At 57.5% G+C, this 23,284-nt stretch carries 16 protein-coding genes; 9 read left to right on the plus strand and 7 right to left on the minus strand.

The window, feature by feature from the left end:
* Window positions 1-38: 38 nt before the first annotated feature.
* From CRO33_RS02345 to CRO33_RS02375, 7 genes are all read right to left on the minus strand, one after another.
* Complete coding sequence (locus CRO33_RS02345; protein ID WP_034824256.1) at window positions 39-989, minus strand: hypothetical protein; 951 nt, start codon at window positions 987-989, stop codon at window positions 39-41.
* Window positions 990-1,003: 14 nt separating this feature from the next.
* Window positions 1,004-1,780, minus strand: coding sequence for a PP2C family protein-serine/threonine phosphatase (locus CRO33_RS02350; RefSeq protein WP_045816028.1), 777 nt, complete (start codon window positions 1,778-1,780; stop codon window positions 1,004-1,006).
* The gene (gene tagH, locus CRO33_RS02355) at window positions 1,777-2,892 is read right to left on the minus strand and encodes a type VI secretion system-associated FHA domain protein TagH (protein ID WP_097116836.1); all 1,116 of its coding nucleotides are present in this window, start codon (window positions 2,890-2,892) and stop codon (window positions 1,777-1,779) included. Before tagH ends, CRO33_RS02350 begins: the two co-directional genes overlap by 4 nt.
* A gap of 33 nt (window positions 2,893-2,925) precedes the next feature.
* Window positions 2,926-3,624, minus strand: a complete 699-nt coding sequence (gene tagF / locus CRO33_RS02360; protein ID WP_034828605.1) for a type VI secretion system-associated protein TagF — start codon at window positions 3,622-3,624, stop codon at window positions 2,926-2,928.
* A gap of 13 nt (window positions 3,625-3,637) precedes the next feature.
* A complete protein-coding gene (gene tssM, locus CRO33_RS02365; protein ID WP_097116837.1) occupies window positions 3,638-5,752 on the minus strand; it encodes a type VI secretion system membrane subunit TssM in 2,115 nt (704 codons plus the stop codon).
* Complete coding sequence (icmH, locus tag CRO33_RS02370) at window positions 5,752-6,966, minus strand: type IVB secretion system protein IcmH/DotU (RefSeq protein WP_058960205.1); 1,215 nt, start codon at window positions 6,964-6,966, stop codon at window positions 5,752-5,754. Before icmH ends, tssM begins: the two co-directional genes overlap by 1 nt.
* 85 nt (window positions 6,967-7,051) lie before the next feature.
* Complete coding sequence (locus tag CRO33_RS02375; protein WP_176505716.1) at window positions 7,052-7,543, minus strand: SH3 domain-containing protein; 492 nt, start codon at window positions 7,541-7,543, stop codon at window positions 7,052-7,054.
* Between the two features lie 480 nt (window positions 7,544-8,023).
* Between CRO33_RS02375 and CRO33_RS02380 the strand changes: the two genes are divergently transcribed.
* From CRO33_RS02380 to flhA, 9 genes are all read left to right on the plus strand, one after another.
* Window positions 8,024-9,244, plus strand: a complete 1,221-nt coding sequence (locus CRO33_RS02380) for a nitrate regulatory protein (RefSeq protein ID WP_097116838.1) — start codon at window positions 8,024-8,026, stop codon at window positions 9,242-9,244.
* A 267-nt stretch (window positions 9,245-9,511) separates the two neighbouring features.
* On the plus strand, window positions 9,512-10,765 hold the full coding sequence (locus CRO33_RS02385) for a CmpA/NrtA family ABC transporter substrate-binding protein (RefSeq protein WP_097116839.1): 1,254 nt from the start codon (window positions 9,512-9,514) through the stop codon (window positions 10,763-10,765).
* Window positions 10,766-10,776: 11 nt separating this feature from the next.
* Window positions 10,777-11,652, plus strand: a complete 876-nt coding sequence (gene ntrB, locus CRO33_RS02390) for a nitrate ABC transporter permease (RefSeq protein ID WP_097116840.1) — start codon at window positions 10,777-10,779, stop codon at window positions 11,650-11,652.
* 10 nt (window positions 11,653-11,662) lie between these two features.
* Window positions 11,663-12,451: an ABC transporter ATP-binding protein gene (locus CRO33_RS02395; protein WP_097116841.1), complete on the plus strand. Its 789-nt coding sequence runs from the start codon at window positions 11,663-11,665 to the stop codon at window positions 12,449-12,451.
* A 10-nt stretch (window positions 12,452-12,461) separates the two neighbouring features.
* On the plus strand, window positions 12,462-16,529 hold the full coding sequence (gene nirB / locus CRO33_RS02400; RefSeq protein WP_097116842.1) for a nitrite reductase large subunit NirB: 4,068 nt from the start codon (window positions 12,462-12,464) through the stop codon (window positions 16,527-16,529).
* Window positions 16,526-19,129, plus strand: a complete 2,604-nt coding sequence (locus CRO33_RS02405; RefSeq protein ID WP_097116843.1) for a nitrate reductase — start codon at window positions 16,526-16,528, stop codon at window positions 19,127-19,129. Before nirB ends, CRO33_RS02405 begins: the two co-directional genes overlap by 4 nt.
* 11 nt (window positions 19,130-19,140) lie before the next feature.
* On the plus strand, window positions 19,141-19,962 hold the full coding sequence (gene cobA / locus CRO33_RS02410; RefSeq protein WP_097116844.1) for a uroporphyrinogen-III C-methyltransferase: 822 nt from the start codon (window positions 19,141-19,143) through the stop codon (window positions 19,960-19,962).
* A gap of 87 nt (window positions 19,963-20,049) precedes the next feature.
* Window positions 20,050-21,201, plus strand: a complete 1,152-nt coding sequence (gene flhB / locus CRO33_RS02415; RefSeq protein ID WP_097116845.1) for a flagellar biosynthesis protein FlhB — start codon at window positions 20,050-20,052, stop codon at window positions 21,199-21,201.
* Window positions 21,194-23,281 carry a flagellar biosynthesis protein FlhA gene (flhA, locus tag CRO33_RS02420; protein WP_058960198.1) on the plus strand — a complete coding sequence of 696 codons (2,088 nt, stop codon included), beginning with the start codon at window positions 21,194-21,196 and terminating at the stop codon, window positions 23,279-23,281. The genes flhB and flhA overlap by 8 nt, the downstream gene beginning before the upstream one ends.
* Window positions 23,282-23,284 lie beyond the last annotated feature (3 nt).

Raw genomic sequence — 23,284 nt, forward strand, 5'->3', positions numbered from 1 at the left:
CGCCTGCCAGTCTGTTGACGTCAGGCGACGACCGCTAATTAATTAATGTTACGCCAGGCACCAATCGCCGGATCGGCAAGATCCGCATGCAGGGTGTCAATCAGTAACACAGTCACTTTTTGCTGTGGCATAAACTGCGACGACCAAACGCCGCGTAAGGTTTCAACCCGACTCTTCACCGTGTCACTGTCTTGACCTGCTGTCTTATCCATTTTAATCAGCAGATTGCCGGTGAAGCGCCACACATGTTGCTGGCTATCGAACGGCAGCACTAACCAACTCTCTTCGGCGTCCGGACGCGTCACGATCATGCGCTGTTTGTTCACCGCCACCACTTCCAGTGCCGGGCCGCTGAGCTTGAGGTTGGCAATGGGGTAGCCCTGATAGAAATTCACCGCCAGCGAGCGGGTTTTGTCACCACTCATCAGCGTTAATTCACTCGGGCCTTCAAGCCAGCCATCCGTGGAGCAGTGCTGCTGCGGGTTATCCGGAATAAATAGCGAGTCGCCGTTTTCGTCCCAGGAGGTGCGGAAATGACAACCCGCTGGTAGGGTAAAGTGCTGCAATGGGGTGCTGTCTGCCGGGCGTGAGAGATCCAGCGGGGCGGCATTGCTGGCACTGGCACTGGCGGTCGCATCGTTAATCACGATGGGTCGCCAGTTCTGTAATTTTGCTGCGCTGCCGTTGGCCAGCACGCTGCCGTCTTTATTGGTCATCTGCCACGGGATTTCATCCAGCGTGCCGCATTGATTCGCCAGCAGCGTGCCAACGCGCGGCAGGAAGCTGGTCAGAATGCTGGAATCAGTGCTTTTGCCGGAAACAATACGCAACGGCAAGGTCTCTTTGCACCAGTCGTTGGGTGAATTGCTGGCCACATTATCGATGTAGACTTCAAGCGACAGACTCGGCGAATAGACCACACGATAATCATCAGCTTGCGCATTTAGAGCCAGCAACAGGGTCGCTAAGCCCGGCAACCACACTTTCATAAGGGTCCTTGGGATCAATAACGTGTCGGCAGAAAACGTGCCGCATCAGCCTGGGAATAAAGCAGCGTCGCTTCCTGCGGTTCGCCAATCCAGATGGCCAGAGCGCTGAGATTGTCGCTTTTTACACTGCGGTTAACGGCTTGTTCCATCAAAGTCAGCCACTCTTCGCAGGCATTGACCATGCGCAGGGCTTGTTCCATCTCGTGAGTGGTCAGATTGAGCCAGAACCCGTCGGTGCAGACGAGAAACGCATCGCCATCCGTCAATGAAATCACTTCACTAAAGGTGGCTGGACGTGCAGGCTCAACGCCGAGCGCATTATAGAGTAAATTACTGTTAATTCCGGTATTTTCATAGCCTGCTTCGCGCAGTTGCTGGGCCAGACTATGGTCACGCGTCACTTGACTCAACACCCCATGACGGAAGTGATAAACCCGGCTGTCACCAGCATGCGCCCACCATGCGCGCTGTGTCTCGCGGTCAATAAACAGCGCGGCCAGCGTGGTGCTCATGCGAGCATATTTCGGATTTTTTCCCTGCGCCTCAAGCAACACCTGCTGGCAGTGCTCAATCGCTGCACGAGTGCTCTCGGGCGTGAACGTCGGGCTGTTGTGTAACTGGGTCAGCAGCGTATCCCGCACGATTTGCGCCGCTTTGTCACCGCCAGGCAAACCGGCCACGCCATCGCAAACCAGAAAGCAGGCTTTGTGCTCATCCAGCTCGGCTCCGGTGCGATCCTGGTTTTCATCGCGCATTCCCTGCTGGCAACGGCTGGCAAACATCATTTTCATGCGTCTTCGGTCCGAGTCTGGGAATCTTTATATTGATTCACTTCCATGTCATACGCATGCAGGAACGCTTCACCAAACAGGGTATGGAAGTCATCTTCAATTTCACCGGCAGTGCGCTGGTAGTGGCGTGAAAAGTAATCCCACAAGGCCGCTTTACGCCCGCCGTTAAACGGTAGCTTAGGCAACACGCCATCTTTACGTGCTTCCTCTTCCAGCCGTTGCGGATTGAAGGATTGCAGCATCGCCGCGATGATCGCGCGTATGCCAGCGATCATACCCAGCTGATGCGCCTGCAAATCCACCAGTGCATCGCGCACTGCCGCTTCTGGCGGCATAAAACCGGGCATCTGGCTCTGATAAATCTGCATCAATACCGTCTTACCCGAAGGCAAAATTTTAAACGGATTGTTGGCCTCATTGAGGATCATCGTCATATCGGCTTTCACGCCGCGCTTGAGGATCGAACGGGAAGAGAGCAGGGCAACAGTGCCTTGCGAGAACAGGCTCAGCATGCGGCCGGTCACGCGCATCTGCTCTTCGGTGATCGTCGTGTGATGGCCATTGTTCAATCCCATGCCCTCCAGCAGCGCGGCCAGCAGCTTGTCCTGATCGGCATGCGGCAACGTGGCGGGAGCCGAAGGGGCATCACTTTGTGGATCAATACCCAGGCGTGGGTCAGTCAGGCGCTCCGGACGCGCCGCAGTGGGTTCCGGCACCCTGTCGAATGCCTGCTGCATACCGAGAGGATCGGCAGTGCTGTCCGCGAAGAACGTGAGCGGGTCATCATGCTGGATACTCTGGCAGGCAGGATCGCGCACCTCAAGGCCATAATCGCCGATTTGCAGTGCATCACCATGCTGTAATTGCACTTGTGAACCACGCTGTAGCGCCACGCCGTTCAATACCACCGAGGTCACGCTGCCCTGATTGGTCAGGCGGCATTCACCTTCCGGGGAGATATGCACCAGCGCCTGCAAGCGTGAAATGGCGCGCGATTCGTCAGGCAGCACCAGATCGTTATCCTGACTGCGGCCAATGGTTCCCCCAGGCGGTTTAAAAGCAACCGTCTTTGCTGGCACATCCGTATTGCACTGCACAATGGTAAATTGCATGAGTCATCCTGTTAACAAGGAAAACGCTGCGGCTCATTCAAACATGGGTGGATAGAGGCCGTTGCGTCCCGGCTGTGCACCTGCCGCCGGGTTAAACAGTAACGCAAAAAGTTGCGCGGTGAGCGGCCCACTGTGTTTGTGTGTGGCGTGGGCAAAACCGTCACTGCGATTACTCCACCAGTAGCTAATATGCTGCTGGGGATCAAATTTATCCGCCACTTCACGCCAGCTCAGTGTGCAGGGCAGATCATCAAAACCAATCACATCCATAATATCGCTGCGCTGATTATCCGGGACCATCAGCGGCGTGACGCGTTGCATCTGCTGCTCCAGCGCATCCGGGTTCAGCCGGTCACGCACGCCGCGCAGTAGCAGCGTCCCCAACTCCTGAAACCAGTCGCCCGACATGGCCAGCTGAGCGCTGTGCCAGTGGCTGAGCGGAAAACTTCGCAAAGCCAGCAGCGGCCAGCTGCGCCCCACGCGATCGCACGAAGGCAGCAGGCAGCCCATCTGCACCTGCTGACGTAGCGGCGACAGCGGCAGAACAAAATTCCAGACAGGTGCGCGCAGAAACAGCTGAGTGGAGGCATCGGGTTGCTGATGCCAGTGCATGAGCCCCTGTTGAAACCAATGGCTCCAGGGCGTCACGGTATTCTCACTCAGGCGCTGGCGCAGGAAATCGCCGGTGGCCGGTAATTTGCCGTACCAACCCGGCGCGGTGTGCGTCGCCATGGTTACCTCACCATTACTCACTGTGTCCGGTCAATCGCTGCGAAACCCGCTGTGGTGCAATCGCCAGCGAACTGCCATTCGCACCGGCAATTTTCAGATTTTCTGCAAGCTTGCGCATCATTAGTGCGTTATCTCGCGCATAAGGCGACGACTGAATCTGCTGATCCAGAAGCTGGCTAAGATGCCAGTCAAGCTGCTGCAAATCCCGGGCGCTGACATCATCTGGCAGATTGCGTTGAAGATTCTGCATCAGCCAGGCGCGCAGGAATTCGCCGTCATAATTGCGCGGTTGATACAACATCTGATAGGCACGCAGCGCATTGCGGCTGTATTCATTGTCGTTACCGGGGTCATCACGCAGCAAATTGGTGATTTGCTGGGCCACGCGCGGTAACAGTAGAGACTTAAGCGCATTTTGATAAAGCACCCATGCCGCATCGCTTACCTGGTTGCCACGATAGAGACCCACGCGCATGCTAAGCGGTGGATTGTCGAGGGAAAAGCGCTCCGACAACGGCAGCTTCACCAGGTTATTTAAGAAGGGTAGCAGATCAAAGATATTATCGGCTGGCTGATGAATCACCTGCTGACTCTGACGAGTCATTGGCTCAATACGCTCGGCGACCTGGTTAAGATATTGCTGGTTCTGGACATAGCTGGCCAGCCATAAACCGGAGAGCAAAAGCAATGCGCCAGTGAGCGCACCGTAGCCAATCCAGTGGAACAGGCGGTTGCGGTACTCCCAATGGCGGTTACTGCCCGCTAAGCCACTTTCGCGGAACACCAGATCGCTCAGCAGGTCGCGGATAAAGAAACTCTGGCCTTTATTGCCGGGGATGGGGTTATTACGGGTGACGCTATCCCAGGTGGCGAGGCTACTTTCACCGGTATGTGGCAATTGAAGCTTACGGTTGAGTTCGCCCATGATGCGATCAAACGGTAAGCCTTCCTGAGTCCCGCTGGTAAAGAATAAGCCGCGCGCTGACCAGGCAATCTCATCCTCATGGCGCGAGAACACCACATCCAGGTACTCATTCAGCAACGGCCTTAACGAACTGAACTCCTGTGGGAACAGGAAACAGTCAGCACGCAGGGTGAGATCGCGTTCATTCGCCATCACCGTGGGCAGTTGCTGCTGCAGGCGCTGTTCCAAACGCTGATATTGCTGGCTAAAACTGTTATGCCAGTCATCTTTGTGCGGTTTACCCGGTTCCCAGGGGAAGGTGAATCCCCAGATGGCGTCGCGCTGCGGTTTGCTCAGGCCTTCGTTAAAGCTTAAAAACCCTTTCAGCAGATCGGTCTTGGTCACCATCACATACACCGGGAAATGGATACCGGTTTGCTGGTGTAACTCCTGCATGCGGCTACGTAACGCGCTGGCCTGTGCGTGACGTGCTTCCGCGGAATCGGTGAGCAGATCGGCAACGCTAATGGTCATGATCACGCCGTTGATCGGCTGGCGGGTGCGATAGCGTTTCAGCAGGTTAATAAAACTCTGCCACTCGGCGCCGTCGCGTACACGCTGGCTCTCCTGAAGAGCATATCGCCCTGCGGTATCGATCAACACCGCGCTGTCGGTAAACCACCAGTCGCAGTGACGCGTACCGCCGACGCCGCGAATCGCCGCTTTGCCAAGGCTATCGGTCAGTGGAAACTCCAGTCCGGCATTGAGCAGGGCGGTGGTTTTGCCCGCGCCGGGCGCCCCAATCATCACATACCAGGGCAGCTGGTAGAGATAGTGGCTCTGAAAGCGGGCCAGCCAGTTCTGTTGATGACGTCGACCAAACTGTGTGCGTTTCAGGCGCAGCGCTGCTTCACTGAAGCGCTGAGCCAGCAGCGTATCAGTGGCCTGACGATCGGACAGCTCTTCGTGACTCATCTCCTGCAAACGGTTGAGGAGTTTACTGTTAAACCAGCCGCGCCAGATCGCCGGGATAAACTGGAACAGCACCCAGCAGAAGAACAGCAAACCGACCAGCAGTTGACGAGGAAACACCGGCTCAAGGGGGCGGGTGTCTCCCCAACTCCACAGCGGGCCGAGCATCCACAGCACACAGCTTAAGGCAGTGACACCAATCAGGCTCCACAGCAGGCGGTGGGTTAACAGATGTTGCAGCGATGCGCGCATCACTCACCTCCTGGATGATTGCCAAGGGTTTCCGGTGCGGCAAACAGGGTGATCTCCACACGGCGGTTGCGCGCGCGGTTTTCATTGCTGTCATTTGGCAGCAGCGGATTACTGTCGCCGCGGCCTTCCGCTTTCACACTGTGCCCTTCCGCCAGTTGCGGGTTTAGCAACTGGGTCACGGCGCGTGCGCGCGCAAAGGAAAATTCATAGCTTGAGGCAAAACGCCCATCCACCGGGCTGTTATCGGTATACACCGACACCAGTACCGTGCCTTTAACGGTTTTCATGGCGCTGGCAACGTGCGCCAGCAGCGCGCGACCAACCTGATTAACCACGGTACCGTCAGGGGAGAAGAGTTTATCGGCAGGAATGATCACTTTACTGCCAAAGGCGCCATCGCTGACTTCAAGTTGACCGGCGGCGATCACATCATTCAAACGCTGATGCAAATCCAGCAATGCCTGCGGTGAGGTAGGGCGACGGCCGGGCATAATTTGTGGCAGCGGTGTTTGATAGATGGCGCGCAGCAGCGGCTCGGCCGCATTGCCCAGCCGCCAGTTCAGGCCGCTGTAAATCAGACAGGCAATCAGGGCCGCTAACATCGCACAGGCCCATAGCGGCACCATCGGACGGGTTAAGCGACTGACCAGGGGGTGCACTTCCACCAGCGGCACGGCCGGGTTCGTGGTCGACGGGCGCGTTTCCTGGATCAGTTGAGCGAGACGTTTACGAATCCCTTCACACTGTGCACGGCCAGCATCGCTGCCGCGATAACGTCCTTCATAGCCCAGCAACAGACAGTAATGAATCAGCTCCAGCAACCACAGGTGTTGCTGCGGGCTTTGCGAGACGCGGGAAAGTAGCTGAAACACTTTTTCGCCGCCCCAGCTTTCATTATGGAAAGTGACCAGCATGCCGTTCCCTGACCACACACCGCGCGTACCCCATGGAGTTTGTGCGGCGGCTTCATCCAGTACGCTGCATAAGCAGTAGCGCGCACCAATGATCATCTCAAACGGCAAACCGGCTTGCTTGCAGCGATGTTCGAATTGGCGGATCTCTTCAATGAGTAACTGGCGTAAACCGGCGGGATCGTCATGCGTAGCAGCCTGCCGTATACGGACAACGGCATTCAATATCGGTGCTGCGGCATTAAGCAAAAGGTTATCGTTGCCCGCGACAATGCCATCGCGGACAACAGAATCCTGGGTCATTAAATATCTTTTTTCCTGGCAATGGCGCTAGGGAGCGTCCACAGAGTGCGACCTTGCTGTGGACAATCTGCGCCATATTGCATTATCAGTCTAGGATCCAGGTCGCGGTATCGTTGGTGCGGCAAGCCTTGCTGGCTCCGCCAACGGCCACGCAGACCTGTTTAGTACGGCGGGGACGTGGACGGTCGCTACGCAGGGTGGCGTCATAACGGCTACTTTCAACCCCGGCTTTCGGCGGGATGTAACCAATCAGCTGTCCATTGGGTTCATCGGCAACGGCTAACCAACTGTGTTCGACACGTCCTAGTACTTCAAATGGTTTAGCGTTATCGAGATAACGAACGACCTTGCCGCCATAATCTGGCGTGGTCATCACCGACGCCGCATACAGTGCGCGGAAACTCTCATTAACCGGCGTGAATTCGCCTGGCGCTGCCACCGCATGACGGTGAACCAGCTTGACGCCATTTACCTCACTGGTGACCAGGGTGTCATCAGTCATCGGCGGTGGTGGCGCTTTACAACCCGCCAATGTCAATACTGCCAGCAGAGTGAGCAACAGACTCTTATTCACCATGAACCTCAAATTTCATCAGATTAGCTGCAGATTAATATGTGGCACACGCATTTAAGGCGGGCAGAGTATGCAGCGGGAAAGCCATCAAAAAACAGTCAGATTACAGAAAGATAGTACTGTGCTCAGTCTACCTAAGACTTTTGAGAATTCAATCCATTGCATAGCGAGAAAACCCGTGCTAACGGGCGAAAACAGCGCATAGCAGGGGGATAAAAAACTCGTGCCTTAAGTGATAGATAAGCTGAGTTTACTTATTTACCTGCGTAAGCGTAAAACGCAAGCGATAAAGCCGAAACAACCCAGAAAGGTGCCTGATTAATAGTAAGCATTATTAATCTTTCCTTAAGGTTAAAAAAAGATTGCGCAGGTAAACAATTTTCTTACTTTCGGAATTTCCGCGCACATTTCCGCCAGCTTTAAAGTCAGTCCGGCACGGCTTTTGCTTAAAGTCGTTATGTCTATTTTGCTCAAGAGAACCTTATGAGCCGGGCTTTAGAATATTTGCGCGCCAGCCGCGCCAGCGAAATTGCCAGCCTGCGACGACTTCTGCGCACAGGCGAACAGATTCTCGCCATCAGTGAGTTAATTCACGTGCTACAACGTGAGCGCGGTGCCAGCAACATTTGGATCTGTTCCGCAGGACGGTTGTTTGGCGATGAGCTGGATGCGCGCGCACTTGAGGTAGAGCAGCGACAGGAAAATGCCCTTATGGTCCTGCCGGAAGCGGTGGCGCAGCCGGGTTACAGCCGTTTCTGTATGCTGATAGCCGCAGCGCTGCAGTCGTTACAGAGCCTGCCATCGTTACGCCAGCAAATACGGACCGGGCAGTGCAGCCATGCAGAGGCGATGGAGGGCTTTAATCACATTATCCGCACCTTACTTAATCTGGTCTTCGAAGCCACCGATACGGCCAGTGAGCCGGAGATTTCCCGCGCGCTGATTGCGCTCTTTAGCTTTATGCAGGGTAAGGAGTTGGCGGGGCAGGAGCGCGCTACCGGTTCAGCCGGGTTTGCTGCCGGGGAGTTTACCGCGGAACAGCGCCAGCGGATTCAAATGTTGATCGCTGCTCAGGAGCAAAGCTTCGCGACCTTCAGTCAGTTCGCGGATATGCACAACCAGCAGCGATGGCTAGTGATGGCGGATGCGGATAGCCAGATTGAGCGTCTGAGGCGTATTGCCTGCACCGGCGCGCAGTGCGGTGAGAATGGCGTGCTGCAGTGGTTCACGCTGCTGAGCCAACGTCTCGATCAGATGAAACAGATTGAAGATGAACTCTGCAGCACATTAATGGCGTGTTGCCAGCGCGCCATTGCGGCGAGTGAACAAGCTGAACCGCAGCACCTGACGATCAATGAGGACGCGAGTTTCTCATTGTATGTCGCTGGCGCCAGCTGGCTGGGTGAGCAGGAAACCACACTGGACAGTAACGGTCTCGCCCCCCAACTCGGCCGCTCTGTGCTGTCACTGATTCGCGAGCAGGCGCAACGCTTACAGGCACAGGCGGATGAACTAGCCACCATGCGTGCTTCTCTGGATGAGCGAAAAGTCATCGACCAGGCCAAAGGATGGCTTATGCAGCAGCATGGTTTTAGCGAGCAGGAAGCGTGGCAAGCGCTGCGCAAAAGTGCCATGAATCAGAACAAACGCATGCTGGATATTGCTCAGGCGATCCTCGCTGTAGCGGCCACGCTGAAGCCATAACCCGAAGGAGGTAGTTGCACAAAGCTTGTGCGTATTATGCGTCCTGGCAGTGCAAAGCGGAGTCAGATTCACGGCTCAATGGTGCGCTAATATTGATTTTGCAGTAAAAAATTTTCTGGCACAGGCTTTGCAATATTCCACTGACATTGCGCATTTGTTTCGCCAACGGCGGTGAAGCGAGTGCTTTGGATAAAGGCGTCCGACCCCATGTTTTTACGACATGCGGGAGGACGCCTTTTTTTATTTCTTTTTTTCAGGAAGCGCATGATGAGTAAAACGCGGTTTTCAGTCTCACGTCGTCAGTTCCTGCTGGGTAGCGCGGTGGTAGGAAGCAGTTATTTACTGCCGGGCTTACGCAATGCGGTATGGGCTGCCGGTTCAGATGCGCCCGAAAAAAGCAGCGTGCGCGTGGGCTTTATTCCACTCACTGACTGCGCTCCGGTGGTGATGGCTTCTGTAAAAGGTTTTGATAAGAAGTACGGTCTGACGCTACAGCCGAGTAAAGAAGCCAGTTGGGCGGCGGTGCGCGACAAACTCACAGCCGGAGAGCTGGATGCGGCACACGCGCTGTATGGCATGATCTACGGCTTACAGCTGGGCGTAGCAGGGCCACAACACGACATGGCTAACCTGATGACGTTGAATAACAACGGTCAGGCCATCACGCTCGCCAATCAACTAAAAGAGCAGAAGGTCACTGATGCCACCAGCTTGCAAAAGCTGATCGCCAGCCAGGCGAAAGGCACGTTCACCTTCGCGCACACCTTCCCGACCAGCACCCACGCCATGTGGCTCTATTACTGGCTGGCAAACGCCGGTATCGATCCGTTTGAGGATGTGCGCACCGTGGTGGTGCCGCCGCCGCAGATGGTGATGAACATGAAGATGGGCAACATGAGCGGCTTCTGCGTGGGCGAGCCATGGAATCAGCGCGGCATCAGCGACAACATCGGTTTTACCGCCACCACCACGCAGCAAATCTGGCCCGATCATCCGGAAAAAATCCTCGCCACTCGCGCGCAATGGGTGCAAGAGAACCCTAACACCGCGCGCGCTATGACCGCAGCGGTGCTGGAAGCCGCACGCTGGATCGATGCTTCTGATGAAAATCGCAAAGAGACCGCCGCCGTATTAGCCGGGCGCGCATGGATCAATACCAAAGTTGAAACCTTAGAAGGGCGCATGCTCGGCCAGTACGAAAACGGTCTCGGCCAGAAATGGCAGGACGCGCATGCCATGCGCTTCTTCCACGATGGCGAAGTGAGCTTCCCATGGATCTCTGATGGCATGTGGTTCCTGACGCAAATGAAGCGCTGGGGCATGGTGAAGACCGCTCCCGATTACGCTGCCGTTGCCCGTCAAATCAATCGTATCGACATCTACAAACAAGCCGCCAGCGCAGTGGGAGGCGTCTCCGTGCCGTCCAGTGAAATGCGCAGCAGCACGCTTACTGACGGCAAAGTGTGGGACGGCAGCAACCCCGCCGCTTATGCCGACAGCTTTGCCATTAAACGCAGTTAAGTGAGGTCAGCATGAAATCTGAAGCCCGCACGCTAAAACCCGCGACGCCTGTCGTCGCTCAACCGGCGCAGGTGATTGCGCTTAACGTGCCACAGAAACCGCGCGCTCGTCAGCGCTGGTTGCAACCGCTGCTACAAAGACTGATCCCGGCGAGTTGCGGTGTGATTTTGCTGCTGTTTGTCTGGCAGCTGGCATCAATGTCGAGCAAAGGCTTTCCAACGCCGTTTGCCACCTGGCAGGCAGCCATCACGCTGTTCGCTGATCCTTTCTACAACAATGGGCCAAACGACCAGGGTATTGGCTGGAACATCGTCGCCTCGCTGCAACGCGTGGCGGTGGGTTTTGGGCTGGCAGCGCTGGTGGGCGTCCCAGCCGGTTTCCTGATTGGCCGCTTCACCTTTGTGGCACGCATGTTCAACCCAATCATCGCGCTGCTGCGTCCGGTCAGCCCACTGGCGTGGTTGCCGATTGGCCTGCTGCTGTTCCAGCGTGCCGAACCCGCTTCCAGCTGGACCATTTTCATCTGCTCGATCTGGCCGATGGTGATCAACACCGCCGAGGGCGTGCAGCGCATCCCGCAGGATTACCTCAACGTCGCCCGCGTGCTGCAACTCAACGAATGGACGGTGATGCGCCGCATCCTGTTCCCGGCGGTATTGCCCGCCGCGCTCACCGGGATGCGCCTGTCGATGGGCATCGCCTGGCTGGTGATCGTCGCCGCCGAGATGCTGACCGGTGGTCTCGGGATTGGCTTCTGGATCTGGAACGAGTGGAACAACCTCAATGTGGAAAACATCCTGATCGCCATCGTAGTGATCGGCGTGATTGGGCTGTTGCTGGAGCAGGCACTGATGCTGCTGGCACGTCGTTTTAGCTGGGATAAATAAGGGGCCGATGATGAATCCGATTATTCGCGTACAGCAGGTGAGTCAGCGTTTTAACACCGCCAGCGGTGAATTTCTGGCACTCGATAACGTTAGCTTCGATATCCACGCGGGTGAAACATTGAGCCTGATTGGCCACTCCGGCTGCGGTAAATCCACTTTGCTCAACCTGATCGCCGGCTTAACTCAACCGAGCAGCGGCGTGTTGCTGTGTGAGAACCGCGAAATCAGCGGCCCCGGCCCCGAGCGTGCGGTGGTATTTCAGAACCATTCGCTGCTGCCATGGCTCACCGCCTATCAGAACGTTGAGCTGGCGGTGCAGCAGGTGTTTAAAGGGCAGATGAACAAGCGCGAGATGAGCGAGTGGATCGAACACAACCTCAATCGTGTGCAGATGAGCCACGCCATGCACAAGCGCCCCTCGGAAATCTCCGGCGGCATGAAGCAGCGCGTCGGTATTGCGCGTGCGCTGGCGATGAAACCGCGCGTGCTGCTGTTGGATGAGCCATTCGGCGCGCTCGACGCCTTAACGCGTGCCCACTTGCAAGACAGCGTGATGCGCATCCAGCAGGAGCTGAAAACCACCATTGTGCTGATCACTCATGACGTGGATGAAGCGGTATTGCTGTCGGACCGCGTGCTGATGATGACTAACGGCCCGGCGGCGCAGGTGGGCGAGATCCTTGCTATCGATCTGCCGCGCCCGCGTTCACGCGTGGCGCTGGCCGATGAGCCGCGCTATCACCAGCTACGCCAGCAGATCCTACATTTCCTCTACGAAAAACAGACGGCAGTGGCGTAAGGAGCGGGCGATGACTCAGCAGCTGGTGGTGATCGGTAACGGGATGGCGGCGATGCGCATGGTGGAAACCTTGCTGCAACGTGCGCCGGGCCGCTATGCCATCACGGTGATTGGCCGTGAAGCACAGGGCAATTACAACCGCGTGCTGCTGTCACCGGTGCTGTCTGGGGAAAAAGCCTTCGCGGACACGCTGATCCACACGCCGGAATGGTATGTCGCACATGACGTACAACTGCTGATGGGTGAAGAAGCGCTGCAGGTGGATCTCACCGCACGGACGGTGTTCACCGATCAACGCACGCTGCACTGGGACAAGCTGGTGTTTGCCTGTGGATCCCAACCCCGTATGCCGGATCTGCCGGGAGTTGAGCGCCCGCAGGTGTTGGGATTTCGCACCTTGCGCGATGTCGACACCATGCTGGCGCAGGATGGACCGGTGGTGGTGCTGGGCGGCGGGTTGATTGGGGTGGAAGCCGCTGCGGCGCTGCGTCTGCGCGGGCGCGATGTCACGCTGCTGCATCATCGTCCCTGGCTGTTGGATCGCCAGCTGGATCAACAGGCGGGCGCGCTATTGAAACAGCATCTCACTCAGCGCGGGATCCACTGCCGTCTCGGCGTGTCGCTGCAATCGATCCAGCGCACTCACGTGACGCTCACCGATGGCACGTTGCTGCCCGCGCAGCAGATGGTGATGGCGATTGGCGTGGTGCCTGAAATAGCCCTGGCGCAGCAGGCTGGCGTGCCATGCCAGCGCGGCATCATCGTTAACCGTCAGCTGCAAACCCAGGTCGCTAACGTCTATGCGCTGGGCGAATGCTGTGAAATCGACGGTGAGACCTTTGGCCTGGTAGCGCCGTGCCTGGCTCAGGCCGACGTGCTGGCGGCACAGCTGACCGGCGCGCCAGTGGCGGATTTTTACCATCAGGAGAGCGGTACGCGGCTCAAAGTCACCGGCATTGAGATGTTCAGCGCGGGCGACATCCGTGAAGGCGACTCTATTACCAGTTTTGATCCTTTCGACGGCCACTATCGCCGTCTGTTCTTACGCGATGGCGCCCTGCGCGGCGTGCTGCTGTTTGGCGACAGTCAGGGTGCCAGTTCGCTGCTAACCCAATTACAACAGGCAGAACACGTGGACATTCACGCGCTGTTTGGTCTGGAGAATCCCTTAACGCAGCCGTGTGCTGCAGGAAGCAATGTCATGAGCAAACCTCTTCTCGCCGTGGTGGGTCACGGTATGGTCAGCCACCATTTTCTTGAGCAGCTGGTGAGTCGTGAACTGCACCAGCACTATCACATCGTGGTGTATGGCGATGAGCCGCAGATGGCGTATGACCGCGTGCACCTCACCGAGTACTTCACCGGCAAAAGTGCCGACGATCTCTCGCTGGTGAGCGAGAACTTCTTCGAGCAACACGGGATAGAGTTGCGCACGGGTTGCGAAGTGCTGGCGATTGATACCGACAAGCGCAGCCTGCGCGATGCCAGCGGTGCGGAACTGGCGTGGGATAAGCTGGTGCTGGCCACCGGATCGATGCCGTTTGTGCCGCCGGTGCCAGGACGTGAAAGCCCACGCTGTTTTGTCTATCGCACTCTGGCCGATCTCGATGCGATTGCCGCTTGCGCCAAACAGGCCACGCGCGGCGTGGTGATCGGCGGAGGTTTGCTGGGTTTGGAAGCGGCCAACGCCCTGAAGCAACTCGGGCTGGAAACCCACGTGGTGGAGTTTGCCCCGCGTCTGATGGCGGTGCAGCTGGATGATGGCGGGGCGCAAATGCTGCGCGGCAAAATCAGCGCACTGGGCGTGCAGATCCACACCAGTAAACAGACCGAAGCGATTGAAAGCCAGCCGGACGGCAGCGTGCTGCTGCGCTTTGCCGATGGCAGCGTACTGGAAACCGATCTGATTGTGTTCTCCGCCGGTATCCGACCACGCGATACTTTGGCGCGTACGGCGGGGATTCAACTCGGCGATCGGGGTGGCATTGCCATCAACGATGGCTGTGAAACCAACGTGGCCGGCGTTTATGCGATTGGCGAGTGTGCACTGTGGCAAGGTCAGATTTTTGGCCTGGTGGCGCCAGGCTATCAAATGGCGCGCGTGCTGGCAGCGCAGCTGGCGCAGGAGGAGCTGGTATTCGGCGGCGCGGACATGAGCACCAAGCTTAAACTGCTCGGTGTGGAAGTGGCCTCCTTTGGTGATGCGCATGGCCGCACGGCTGACAGTCAAAGCTATCACTGGACTGACAATCCCAAAGGCATCTACAAAAAACTGGTGGTGTGCAAAGACAGCAAAACCTTGCTCGGCGGTGTGCTGGTGGGTGACAGCGGTGATTACAGCAGTCTGCTTCAGATGATGCTCAATAAGATGCCGCTGCCGAGTGAACCAGAAAGCCTGATCCTGCCGCAGCTGGCAGGGGTGCCATCCAAAGCGTTGGGGGTAGCGGCGTTGCCGGAAGCCGCGCAGATCTGCTCATGCCACAACGTCAGCAAGGGGGATATTTGTGCAGCCGTGCAGGGCGGTTGTGGCGATATGGCCGCAATCAAAAGCTGCACCAAAGCGGCCACCGGCTGTGGCGGCTGTAATGCGCTGGTGAAACAGGTGATGGAGCTCGAGCTGGCGAACCAGGGCGTGGTGGTCAAAAAGGATATCTGCGAACACTTTGCCTACTCACGCCAGGAGCTGTATCACCTGATTCGCGTCGGTAATATTACCACCTTTGATCAACTGATCCAGCAGCATGGTCGGGGTCACGGCTGTGAAGTGTGCAAGCCGCTGGCGGGCTCGCTGCTGGCCTCGTGCTGGAACGAGTACCTGCTGAAACCCCAGCATCTGCCGTTGCAGGATACTAATGACCGCTACTTTGCCAACATCCAGAAAGACGGCACCTACTCGGTGGTGCCGCGCGTGCCCGCTGGGGAGATCACGCCCAAGGGACTCATTGCCATTGGCGAAGTGGCGGCCCGTTACGATCTCTACACCAAAATCACTGGCGGCCAGCGCATCGATTTGTTTGGTGCACGGCTGGATCAGTTGCCCGACATCTGGGAAACACTGATCGCTGCTGGCTTTGAAACCGGCCACGCCTACGGCAAATCGCTGCGCACCGTGAAGTCATGTGTCGGCTCGACCTGGTGTCGGTATGGCGTGCAGGACTCCACCGCTTTCGCTATCGCGCTGGAGAATCGCTACAAGGGGCTGCGTGCGCCACACAAAATCAAAATGGCGGTGTCGGGCTGTACCCGAGAGTGTGCTGAAGCGCAGAGCAAGGACATTGGGGTGATCGCCACCGACAAAGGCTGGAACCTCTATGTCTGTGGCAATGGGGGGATGAAGCCGCGTCACGCTGACCTGTTCGCCAGCGATCTGGATGATGAAACGCTGTTGCGCTATGTGGATCGCATTCTGATGTTTTATGTGCGCACCGCTGACCGTCTGCAGCGCACCAGCGTGTGGATGGACAACATGGAGGGCGGACTGGATTACCTGCGCAGCGTGATCATCGAGGATGCCCTCGGTATCGGCGACATGCTGGAGCAGGAGATGCAATTGGTGGTGGATCGCTACCAGTGCGAGTGGCAAAGCACGCTGCAGGATCCTTCACGCCGCGCATTGTTCAGTGCAACAGTCAACAGTGAGCAAGCGGATGAAACCCTCAACTATGTGCGCGTGCGCGACCAGCGACAACCCGCGGCCATGGAAATCATTCCAGTGACCACGCTGCCTGCTGAACCCTGGAGTGCGATTTGTGATGTGTCCTCGATTCCTGAGGCAGCAGGGATGGGCGCGCGACTGGGTGGCCAGCGTGTGGCGCTTTTCCGCTTAGGTGAGGCGGTCTACGCGCTGGAGGATATTGAGCCGGGCACGCAGGCCAGCGTATTGTCGCGCGGGATTCTCGGCGATGTGGCGGGCGAACCGGTGGTGATTTCTCCGCTTTATAAGCAGCGGATTCGTTTGCGCGATGGGCAGAGTCTGGACAATACCGAGCACCAGCTGCGTTGCTGGCCAGTGCGGGTGGATGGCGGCAAAGTGTGGCTCGGCCATCAGCCCATTCTCGCGCTTGCGGCAGCATCATGAAAACTACCTGTCCTTACTGCGGCGTGGGGTGTGGCGTAGAAGTCAACGCGCCCGATCAGCCGGTGAGCGGGGACCGCCAGCATCCGGCTAACTTTGGCCGCTTGTGCGTGAAAGGCTCAGCGCTGGGTGAAACCCTGTCTCATGGAGGACGTCTGTTGTGGCCGCAGATCCACGGTGAACGCGTCAGCATGGATCGGGCGCTGGATCATGTCGCACAAGGATTGCGCCGTATCATCGATCAGCATGGTCCTCAGGCAGTGGCGTTTTATGGCTCTGGCCAACTTCTGACCGAGGACTACTATACCGCCAACAAGCTGATGAAGGGCTTTATTGGCGCCGCCAATATCGATACCAACTCGCGGCTATGTATGGCGTCGGCAGTGGTGGGCTACAAACGCGCATTCGGTGCCGATGCCGTGCCCTGCTGTTATGAAGATATCGAACAGGCGGATATGGTGGTGCTGGTCGGTTCAAACGCGGCGTGGGCGCATCCGGTGGCGTGGCAGCGGCTGGTGCAGGCGAAAACCGATCGACCAGAAATGCAGTTGGTGGTAATCGACCCACGTCGCACCGCCAGCTGTGATATCGCCGATCTGCATCTGGCCCTGCAGCCGGGGTCGGACAGTGCTCTGTTCGCCGGGCTGCTTAACTGGCTGAGCGACAATGATGCGGTGGATGCAAGCATGCTGCCCCATCTGTCCAACGTCGAAGCCACGCTGGCGGCCTGCAAGGCCTGGGATCTGGCCACAGTCGCCGCCGCCTGCCAGCTCAGCGAGCAAGATATTGTGGCTTTCTGGCAACGGTTTGCCCAGCAACCCCGCGTGGTGACGTTGTGGTGCATGGGAATCAACCAGTCGCAAACCGGCAGTGACAACAATAACGCCATCATCAATGCCCATCTGCTCAGCGGAAAAATCGGCTATGCAGGCGCGGGTCCCTTTTCATTAACCGGACAGCCGAACGCCATGGGCGGGCGTGAGGTCGGTGGCCTCGCCAATCAGCTGGCGGCGCATATGGGGTTCAGCGAAGAGGAAGTGGACCGCGTGAGTCGCTTCTGGAACAGCCCGCAGGTGGCGCGCCAGCCCGGTTTAACGGCGGTTAATCTGTTCAATGCGATTGATCGTGGCGAGGTCAAAGCAGTGTGGATTATGGGCACCAATCCGGCAGTGTCGATGCCTGAGGGGAATCGTGTCGCTCAGGCGTTGGCAAAGTGCGAACTCGTGGTGGTGTCGGAAGTGAGCGCGCGCAGTGATACCGCTGATTTAGCGCACGTCTTGCTGCCCGCGCAAGGGTGGGGCGAGAAAAACGGTACGGTGACCAACTCCGAGCGGCGCATTTCACGCCAGCGAAGTTTTATTGCCCCAGCTGGCGAAGCGAAACCTGACTGGTGGTTACTGGCGCAGGTGGCTCAACGTCTGGGATATACCAAAGCCTTTGCCTGGCAGCATCCCAGCGAAATTTTTGCTGAACATGCGGCGCTGTCTGGCTTCGAAAATCATGGCCGCCGCGCTTTCGACATCAGTGCACTGGCGCATATCACCCGTGAGCAATATGACCAGCTGGCACCCGTGCAGTGGCCGCTTAACGACCGCGCACCGAGTGGCACCGCACGGCTGTTTGCCAATCGTCGTTTCTTCCACGCGGATGGCAAAGCACGTTTGCTGCCGCCCGCCATTCCGGTTAAGACGCTCACCAGTGCGCGTTACCCCTTATTGATGAACACCGGACGCATTCGTGACCAATGGCACACCATGACGCGCACCGGCAACGTGCCGCGCCTGATGCAGCATTACGATGAGCCTTTTGTCGCGCTGCACCCGCACGATGCGGCGGCACATGGCCTAAGTCAGGGCGATCTCACTCGCATGCAGTCGGCATTGGGCTGGTGGAGTGGTCGTGTGGTGATCGACAGTGGCTTAACCCGCGGCCAGCTGTTTGTCCCGATGCACTGGACGCGTCAGTTTAGTGCGCAGGCGAATGTCGACGGATTAATAGCGGCTCAATGCTGTCCCGACTCGGGGCAACCTGCGTTGAAGCAGACCGCAGTGCGTTTGCAACCGCTGCGTCCGTTGTGGCAGGGATGGTTGTTCATGCCTGAGGTGATAACACCATCGAAACTGCTGTATTGGTCGCGTGCGCCGCAACAGGGAGCACAGCGTTATGTGCTGGCGGGTGAGGCGCAGGCAGCAGATTGGTTGATGCAGTTACCCGCTATGCAGGAAGTGCAGTGGCAACAGGCGCAGGCGGGACAGCAGTTACACATGCTGGGCTGGCGCAGCGGACGTTTGGTGTGTGCGTTTTATGCCGCGCCCTGGTTGCCAGAGATTGATCATGGCTTCGTGGCGCGAGCCTTCACGGAGACGCCAACGTCTCCTCAGCTGCGTCATGCGCTATTGGGTGGGCGTCCGGCTCAGGGGGAAAGCCAGGGCCGGACAATTTGCAGCTGTTTCGGCGTGGGAGAAGTGGCGATCCGTCGGGCGATCGAGCAGGGCTGCGGCTCGCCAGCGGCACTGGGGGCAGCGTTAAAGTGCGGCACCAACTGTGGCTCCTGTATTCCGGAACTTAAAAACTTACTGGCAACCCTGCGCGTGGCGCAGTAGCGGAGAACATCATGACTCAGGCCATTGAGCGACTTGAAAAACTGTTCAATTTCCAAAGTGGGGACTCGGCGCCGGGCTGCGTGTGGCTGGTGGGCGCAGGGCCGGGTGATGTCGAATTACTGACGCTGAAAGCACTACGCCTGATTAAAAGCGCTGATGTGGTGGTGTATGACCGCCTGGTAAGCGACGAGATCATGGCTGAAGTGCCGTCCTCGACGCTGTCGATCGATGTCGGTAAAAAGCCCGGTAGCCATGGCCTGAAGCAGGCGCAGATCAATCAGCTATTGGCCGATCTGGCGGCCAGTGGGCGGCGAGTGGTGAGGTTGAAGGGCGGCGATCCCTCTATTTTTGGGCGCGGCGGAGAAGAGATGCTGTTTCTGCAGCAGGCGGGTATTACCTGCCAGATAGTGCCCGGCATCACTGCCGCAGCAGGTTGTGCGGCAGCCAGCGGCATTCCGCTGACGCATCGCGACTGTGCGCAGTCTTTACGGCTAATCACCGGGCACGGCAAAAGCGGTGAGCCACAGCTGGATGATGCCAGTTTAGCCGCCAGCAATCAGACGCTGGTGTTTTACATGGGATTGAAATGGAGCGCCAGCATCAGCGCCCAGTTGCAGGCGCACGGTCGCGCTGCCGATACGCCGGTGGCGATCATTGAAAATGGCACGCGCCCTGACCAGCGCGTGATGGTGACCACTCTGGCGGATCTGACCGTCACCATTGCGCGTGAGCAGGCGCAATCCCCGGCACTGTTGCTGGTGGGTGAAGTGGTACGCTTTTATCGGCAGCCACAAAGCGCCGGTCTCAACGCAATTTCACTTATGGCTAAATAAACTCGTATTTTCCCCCCTTAATCCACGCTTTAGCCTTGGCGGGTTTTGGCATCCTATGCTCAGAATTCCTGCCAGCTGAGGTATGTCGTGGCTGAAGAGAGCGACGAGGACAAAACAGAATCGCCCACGGCGCACCGACTAGAGAAGGCGCGAGAAGAGGGGCAGATTCCGCGATCGCGCGAGCTGACATCGGTACTGATGCTGCTGGCGGGCTTGCTGATCCTGTGGCTCGGCGGCGAACTGATGGCTGAACAGCTGGCCAGCATGTTGGCCACTGGCTTTCGTTTCGATCATGCCATGGTGACCGATGACAAAATGATCATCGCCCACATTAGCAACCTGATCGGCCAGGCAGTGATGGCGCTGCTGCCGTTGATGGCAGGCCTGGTGATTGTGGCGATAGCTGCACCGATGCTGCTGGGTGGGATCAATATCAGCGGTAAATCGATCAAGCTGGATTTCAGCAAGCTGAACCCGTTGAGTGGTCTTAAACGCATGGTTTCCTCACAGACCTGGGCGGAACTGCTAAAAGCCATTTTGAAGGCGGTGCTGGTGGGTCTGGTGGGTGGCTGGTACATCTGGTCGCACTGGCAGGAGATGCTGCGGTTAATCAGTGAATCACCCACCAACGCGCTCCATCACGGTTTAACCATGATCGCCATTAGCTGTGCGTTGATCATGCTGGGCCTGGTGCCCATGGTCGGTTTCGACGTGTTCTGGCAGCTCTACAGCCATTTCAAAAAGCTGAAAATGTCCCGCCAGGAAATCCGCGACGAACACAAACAAAACGAAGGTGACCCGCACGTCAAAGGGCGCATTCGTCAGGCGATGCGTGCGGCGGCCCGTCGTCGCATGATGGCAGATGTACCGAAAGCCGACGTTATCGTCACCAACCCAACGCACTACTCGGTGGCGTTGCAGTATCAGGAAGGCAAGATGAGCGCGCCAAAGGTGATTGCGAAAGGGGCCGGGGATATTGCGCTAAAAATTCGTGAGCTGGCAAAAGAACATCGCATTCCGATTTTAGAAGCACCGCCGCTGGCGCGTGCGCTGTATCGACACACGGAAATTGGTCAGTTCATCCCCGGCGCGCTTTACGGTGCCGTGGCGGAAGTGCTGGCCTGGGTATGGCAACTGCGTCGCTGGAAACGCGAAGGTGGCTTGATCCCAACTAAACCAAAACAGCTGCCGGTTCCGGCAGACATGGACTTTGCAGGAGAGAACAGAAACGATGGCTAATCTGGCCGAAAAGCTGCGTTTACCGGGCAACTTTAAAGACACGCAGTGGAAGGTGCTGGCTGGACCGATACTGATCATGTTGATCCTGTCGATGATGGTGCTGCCGTTACCTGCCTTCATTCTCGACCTGCTGTTCACCTTCAACATTGCCTTATCGATCATGGTGTTGTTGGTGGCAATGTTTACCCAACGTACGCTGGAATTCGCGGCATTCCCGACCATTCTGCTGTTCTCAACGTTGCTGCGCCTGGCGCTGAACGTCGCCTCAACCCGTATTATCCTGCTCGAGGGCCATACGGGTGCCGATGCCGCCGGACGCGTGGTTGAAGCTTTCGGCCACTTCCTCGTGGGCGGTAACTTTGCCATCGGTATCGTGGTGTTCATCATCCTCGTTATCATCAACTTTATGGTTATCACCAAAGGTGCCGGACGTATCGCCGAAGTGGGTGCGCGTTTTGTGCTGGATGGAATGCCCGGTAAGCAGATGGCGATCGATGCTGACCTTAACGCCGGTTTAATCGGGGAAGAGGAAGCCAAACGTCGTCGTAGCGAAGTGACCCAGGAAGCCGATTTCTACGGCTCAATGGACGGTGCGAGTAAATTCGTACGTGGTGACGCCATAGCCGGTATTTTGATTATGGTGATTAACGTCATCGGCGGTCTGCTGGTGGGCGTAGTGCAGCACGGCATGGATCTGGGGCACGCAGGTGAAACCTATACACTGCTGACCATCGGTGATGGATTGGTGGCACAGATCCCGGCGCTGGTCATCTCTACCGCTGCGGGTGTTATCGTGACGCGCGTCAGCACCGATCAGGATGTGGGCGATCAGATGGTCTCCCAGCTGTTTAGCAATCCGCGCGTGTTGATGCTGAGTGGTGGTGTTATCGGTCTGCTCGGCCTGGTGCCGGGTATGCCCAACTTTGTCTTCCTGCTGTTTACCGCCGCGTTGCTCGGTCTGGCCTGGTGGCTGCGCGGTCGAGAGATGAAACCGAAGACTACCTCTGAACCTTCTAGTCTGGTCAAAACGCAGGAGACACCCGCCACGGTGGAAGCTTCCTGGAAAGACGTGCAGCTGGAAGATTCGCTGGGTCTCGAAGTGGGTTATCGCCTGATTCCCATGGTTGACCATTTGCAAAACGGTGAGCTGCTGGGTCGCATCCGCAGTATCCGTAAAAAAGTCGCACAGGAGGTGGGCTTCCTGCCGCCGGTGGTGCACATCCGTGACAACATGGAGTTGCCGCCTGCGCGTTACCGCATCCTGATGAAAGGCGTGGAAATTGGCAGCGGTGATGCCTATCCTGGGCGCTGGATGGCGATCAACCCTGGTACTGCAGCCGGTTCTTTGCCGGGTGAACCGACCGTCGATCCTGCCTTCGGTTTAGCGGCAATCTGGATCGATAGTGCGCTGAAAGAGCAGGCGCAGATTCAGGGCTTTACCGTGGTAGAAGCCAGTACCGTGGTGGCAACGCATCTTAACCACCTGATTGGTCAATACGCCAGTGAACTGTTTGGTCGTCAGGAAGCGCAACAGCTGCTGGATCGCGTGACCCAGGAGATGCCGAAGCTGACGGAAGATCTGGTGCCGGGCGTTATCACCCTGACCACCCTGCACAAAGTGCTGCAGAACCTGCTGATTGAGCGTGTTTCGATCCGCGATATGCGCACCATCATCGAAACCCTGGCGGAACATGCGCCGGTCCAGACCGATCCACAAGAGCTGACCAGCGTGGTACGTGTGGCGCTGGGCCGTGCGATTACTCAGCAGTGGTTCCCAGGTAACGGTGAAGTGCAGGTGATTGGACTGGATGCCACCTTAGAGCGTCTGCTGCTGCAAGCGTTACAGGGCGGTGGGGGGTTAGAGCCCGGCCTGGCCGATCGTCTGCTAGTGCAGACGCAGGGTGCATTGCAACAGCAAGAGATGACGGGGGCACCACCAGTGCTGCTGGTGAACCATCCGCTGCGTGCCTTGCTGGCGCGCTTCCTGCGCCGCAATCTGCCACAGTTGGTGGTGCTGTCAAATATGGAGCTGACCGACAATCGCCAGATCCGAATGACCGCCACCATTGGGGGCAAATAACCG

This window comes from Pantoea sp. GL120224-02 (genome assembly GCF_900215395.1).
In the GTDB taxonomy this organism is placed as follows: Bacteria; Pseudomonadota; Gammaproteobacteria; order Enterobacterales; family Enterobacteriaceae; genus Pantoea; species Pantoea communis.

Excerpts from the sequence above, each read along its gene's own strand:
- flhA (WP_058960198.1), top strand. The coding sequence starts at position 21,194 with ATGGCTAATCTGGCCGAAAAGCTGCGTTTACCGGGCAACTTTAAAGAC.
- tagH (WP_097116836.1), bottom strand. The coding sequence starts at position 2,892 with ATGCAATTTACCATTGTGCAGTGCAATACGGATGTGCCAGCAAAGACG.
- cobA (WP_097116844.1), top strand. The coding sequence starts at position 19,141 with ATGACTCAGGCCATTGAGCGACTTGAAAAACTGTTCAATTTCCAAAGT.
- CRO33_RS02345 (WP_034824256.1), bottom strand. The coding sequence starts at position 989 with ATGAAAGTGTGGTTGCCGGGCTTAGCGACCCTGTTGCTGGCTCTAAAT.
- CRO33_RS02380 (WP_097116838.1), top strand. The coding sequence starts at position 8,024 with ATGAGCCGGGCTTTAGAATATTTGCGCGCCAGCCGCGCCAGCGAAATT.
- CRO33_RS02385 (WP_097116839.1), top strand. The coding sequence starts at position 9,512 with ATGAGTAAAACGCGGTTTTCAGTCTCACGTCGTCAGTTCCTGCTGGGT.
- tssM (WP_097116837.1), bottom strand. The coding sequence starts at position 5,752 with ATGCGCGCATCGCTGCAACATCTGTTAACCCACCGCCTGCTGTGGAGC.
- icmH (WP_058960205.1), bottom strand. The coding sequence starts at position 6,966 with ATGACCCAGGATTCTGTTGTCCGCGATGGCATTGTCGCGGGCAACGAT.
- CRO33_RS02405 (WP_097116843.1), top strand. The coding sequence starts at position 16,526 with ATGAAAACTACCTGTCCTTACTGCGGCGTGGGGTGTGGCGTAGAAGTC.
- ntrB (WP_097116840.1), top strand. The coding sequence starts at position 10,777 with ATGAAATCTGAAGCCCGCACGCTAAAACCCGCGACGCCTGTCGTCGCT.
- nirB (WP_097116842.1), top strand. The coding sequence starts at position 12,462 with ATGACTCAGCAGCTGGTGGTGATCGGTAACGGGATGGCGGCGATGCGC.
- CRO33_RS02375 (WP_176505716.1), bottom strand. The coding sequence starts at position 7,543 with ATGGTGAATAAGAGTCTGTTGCTCACTCTGCTGGCAGTATTGACATTG.
- CRO33_RS02350 (WP_045816028.1), bottom strand. The coding sequence starts at position 1,780 with ATGAAAATGATGTTTGCCAGCCGTTGCCAGCAGGGAATGCGCGATGAA.
- CRO33_RS02395 (WP_097116841.1), top strand. The coding sequence starts at position 11,663 with ATGAATCCGATTATTCGCGTACAGCAGGTGAGTCAGCGTTTTAACACC.
- tagF (WP_034828605.1), bottom strand. The coding sequence starts at position 3,624 with ATGGCGACGCACACCGCGCCGGGTTGGTACGGCAAATTACCGGCCACC.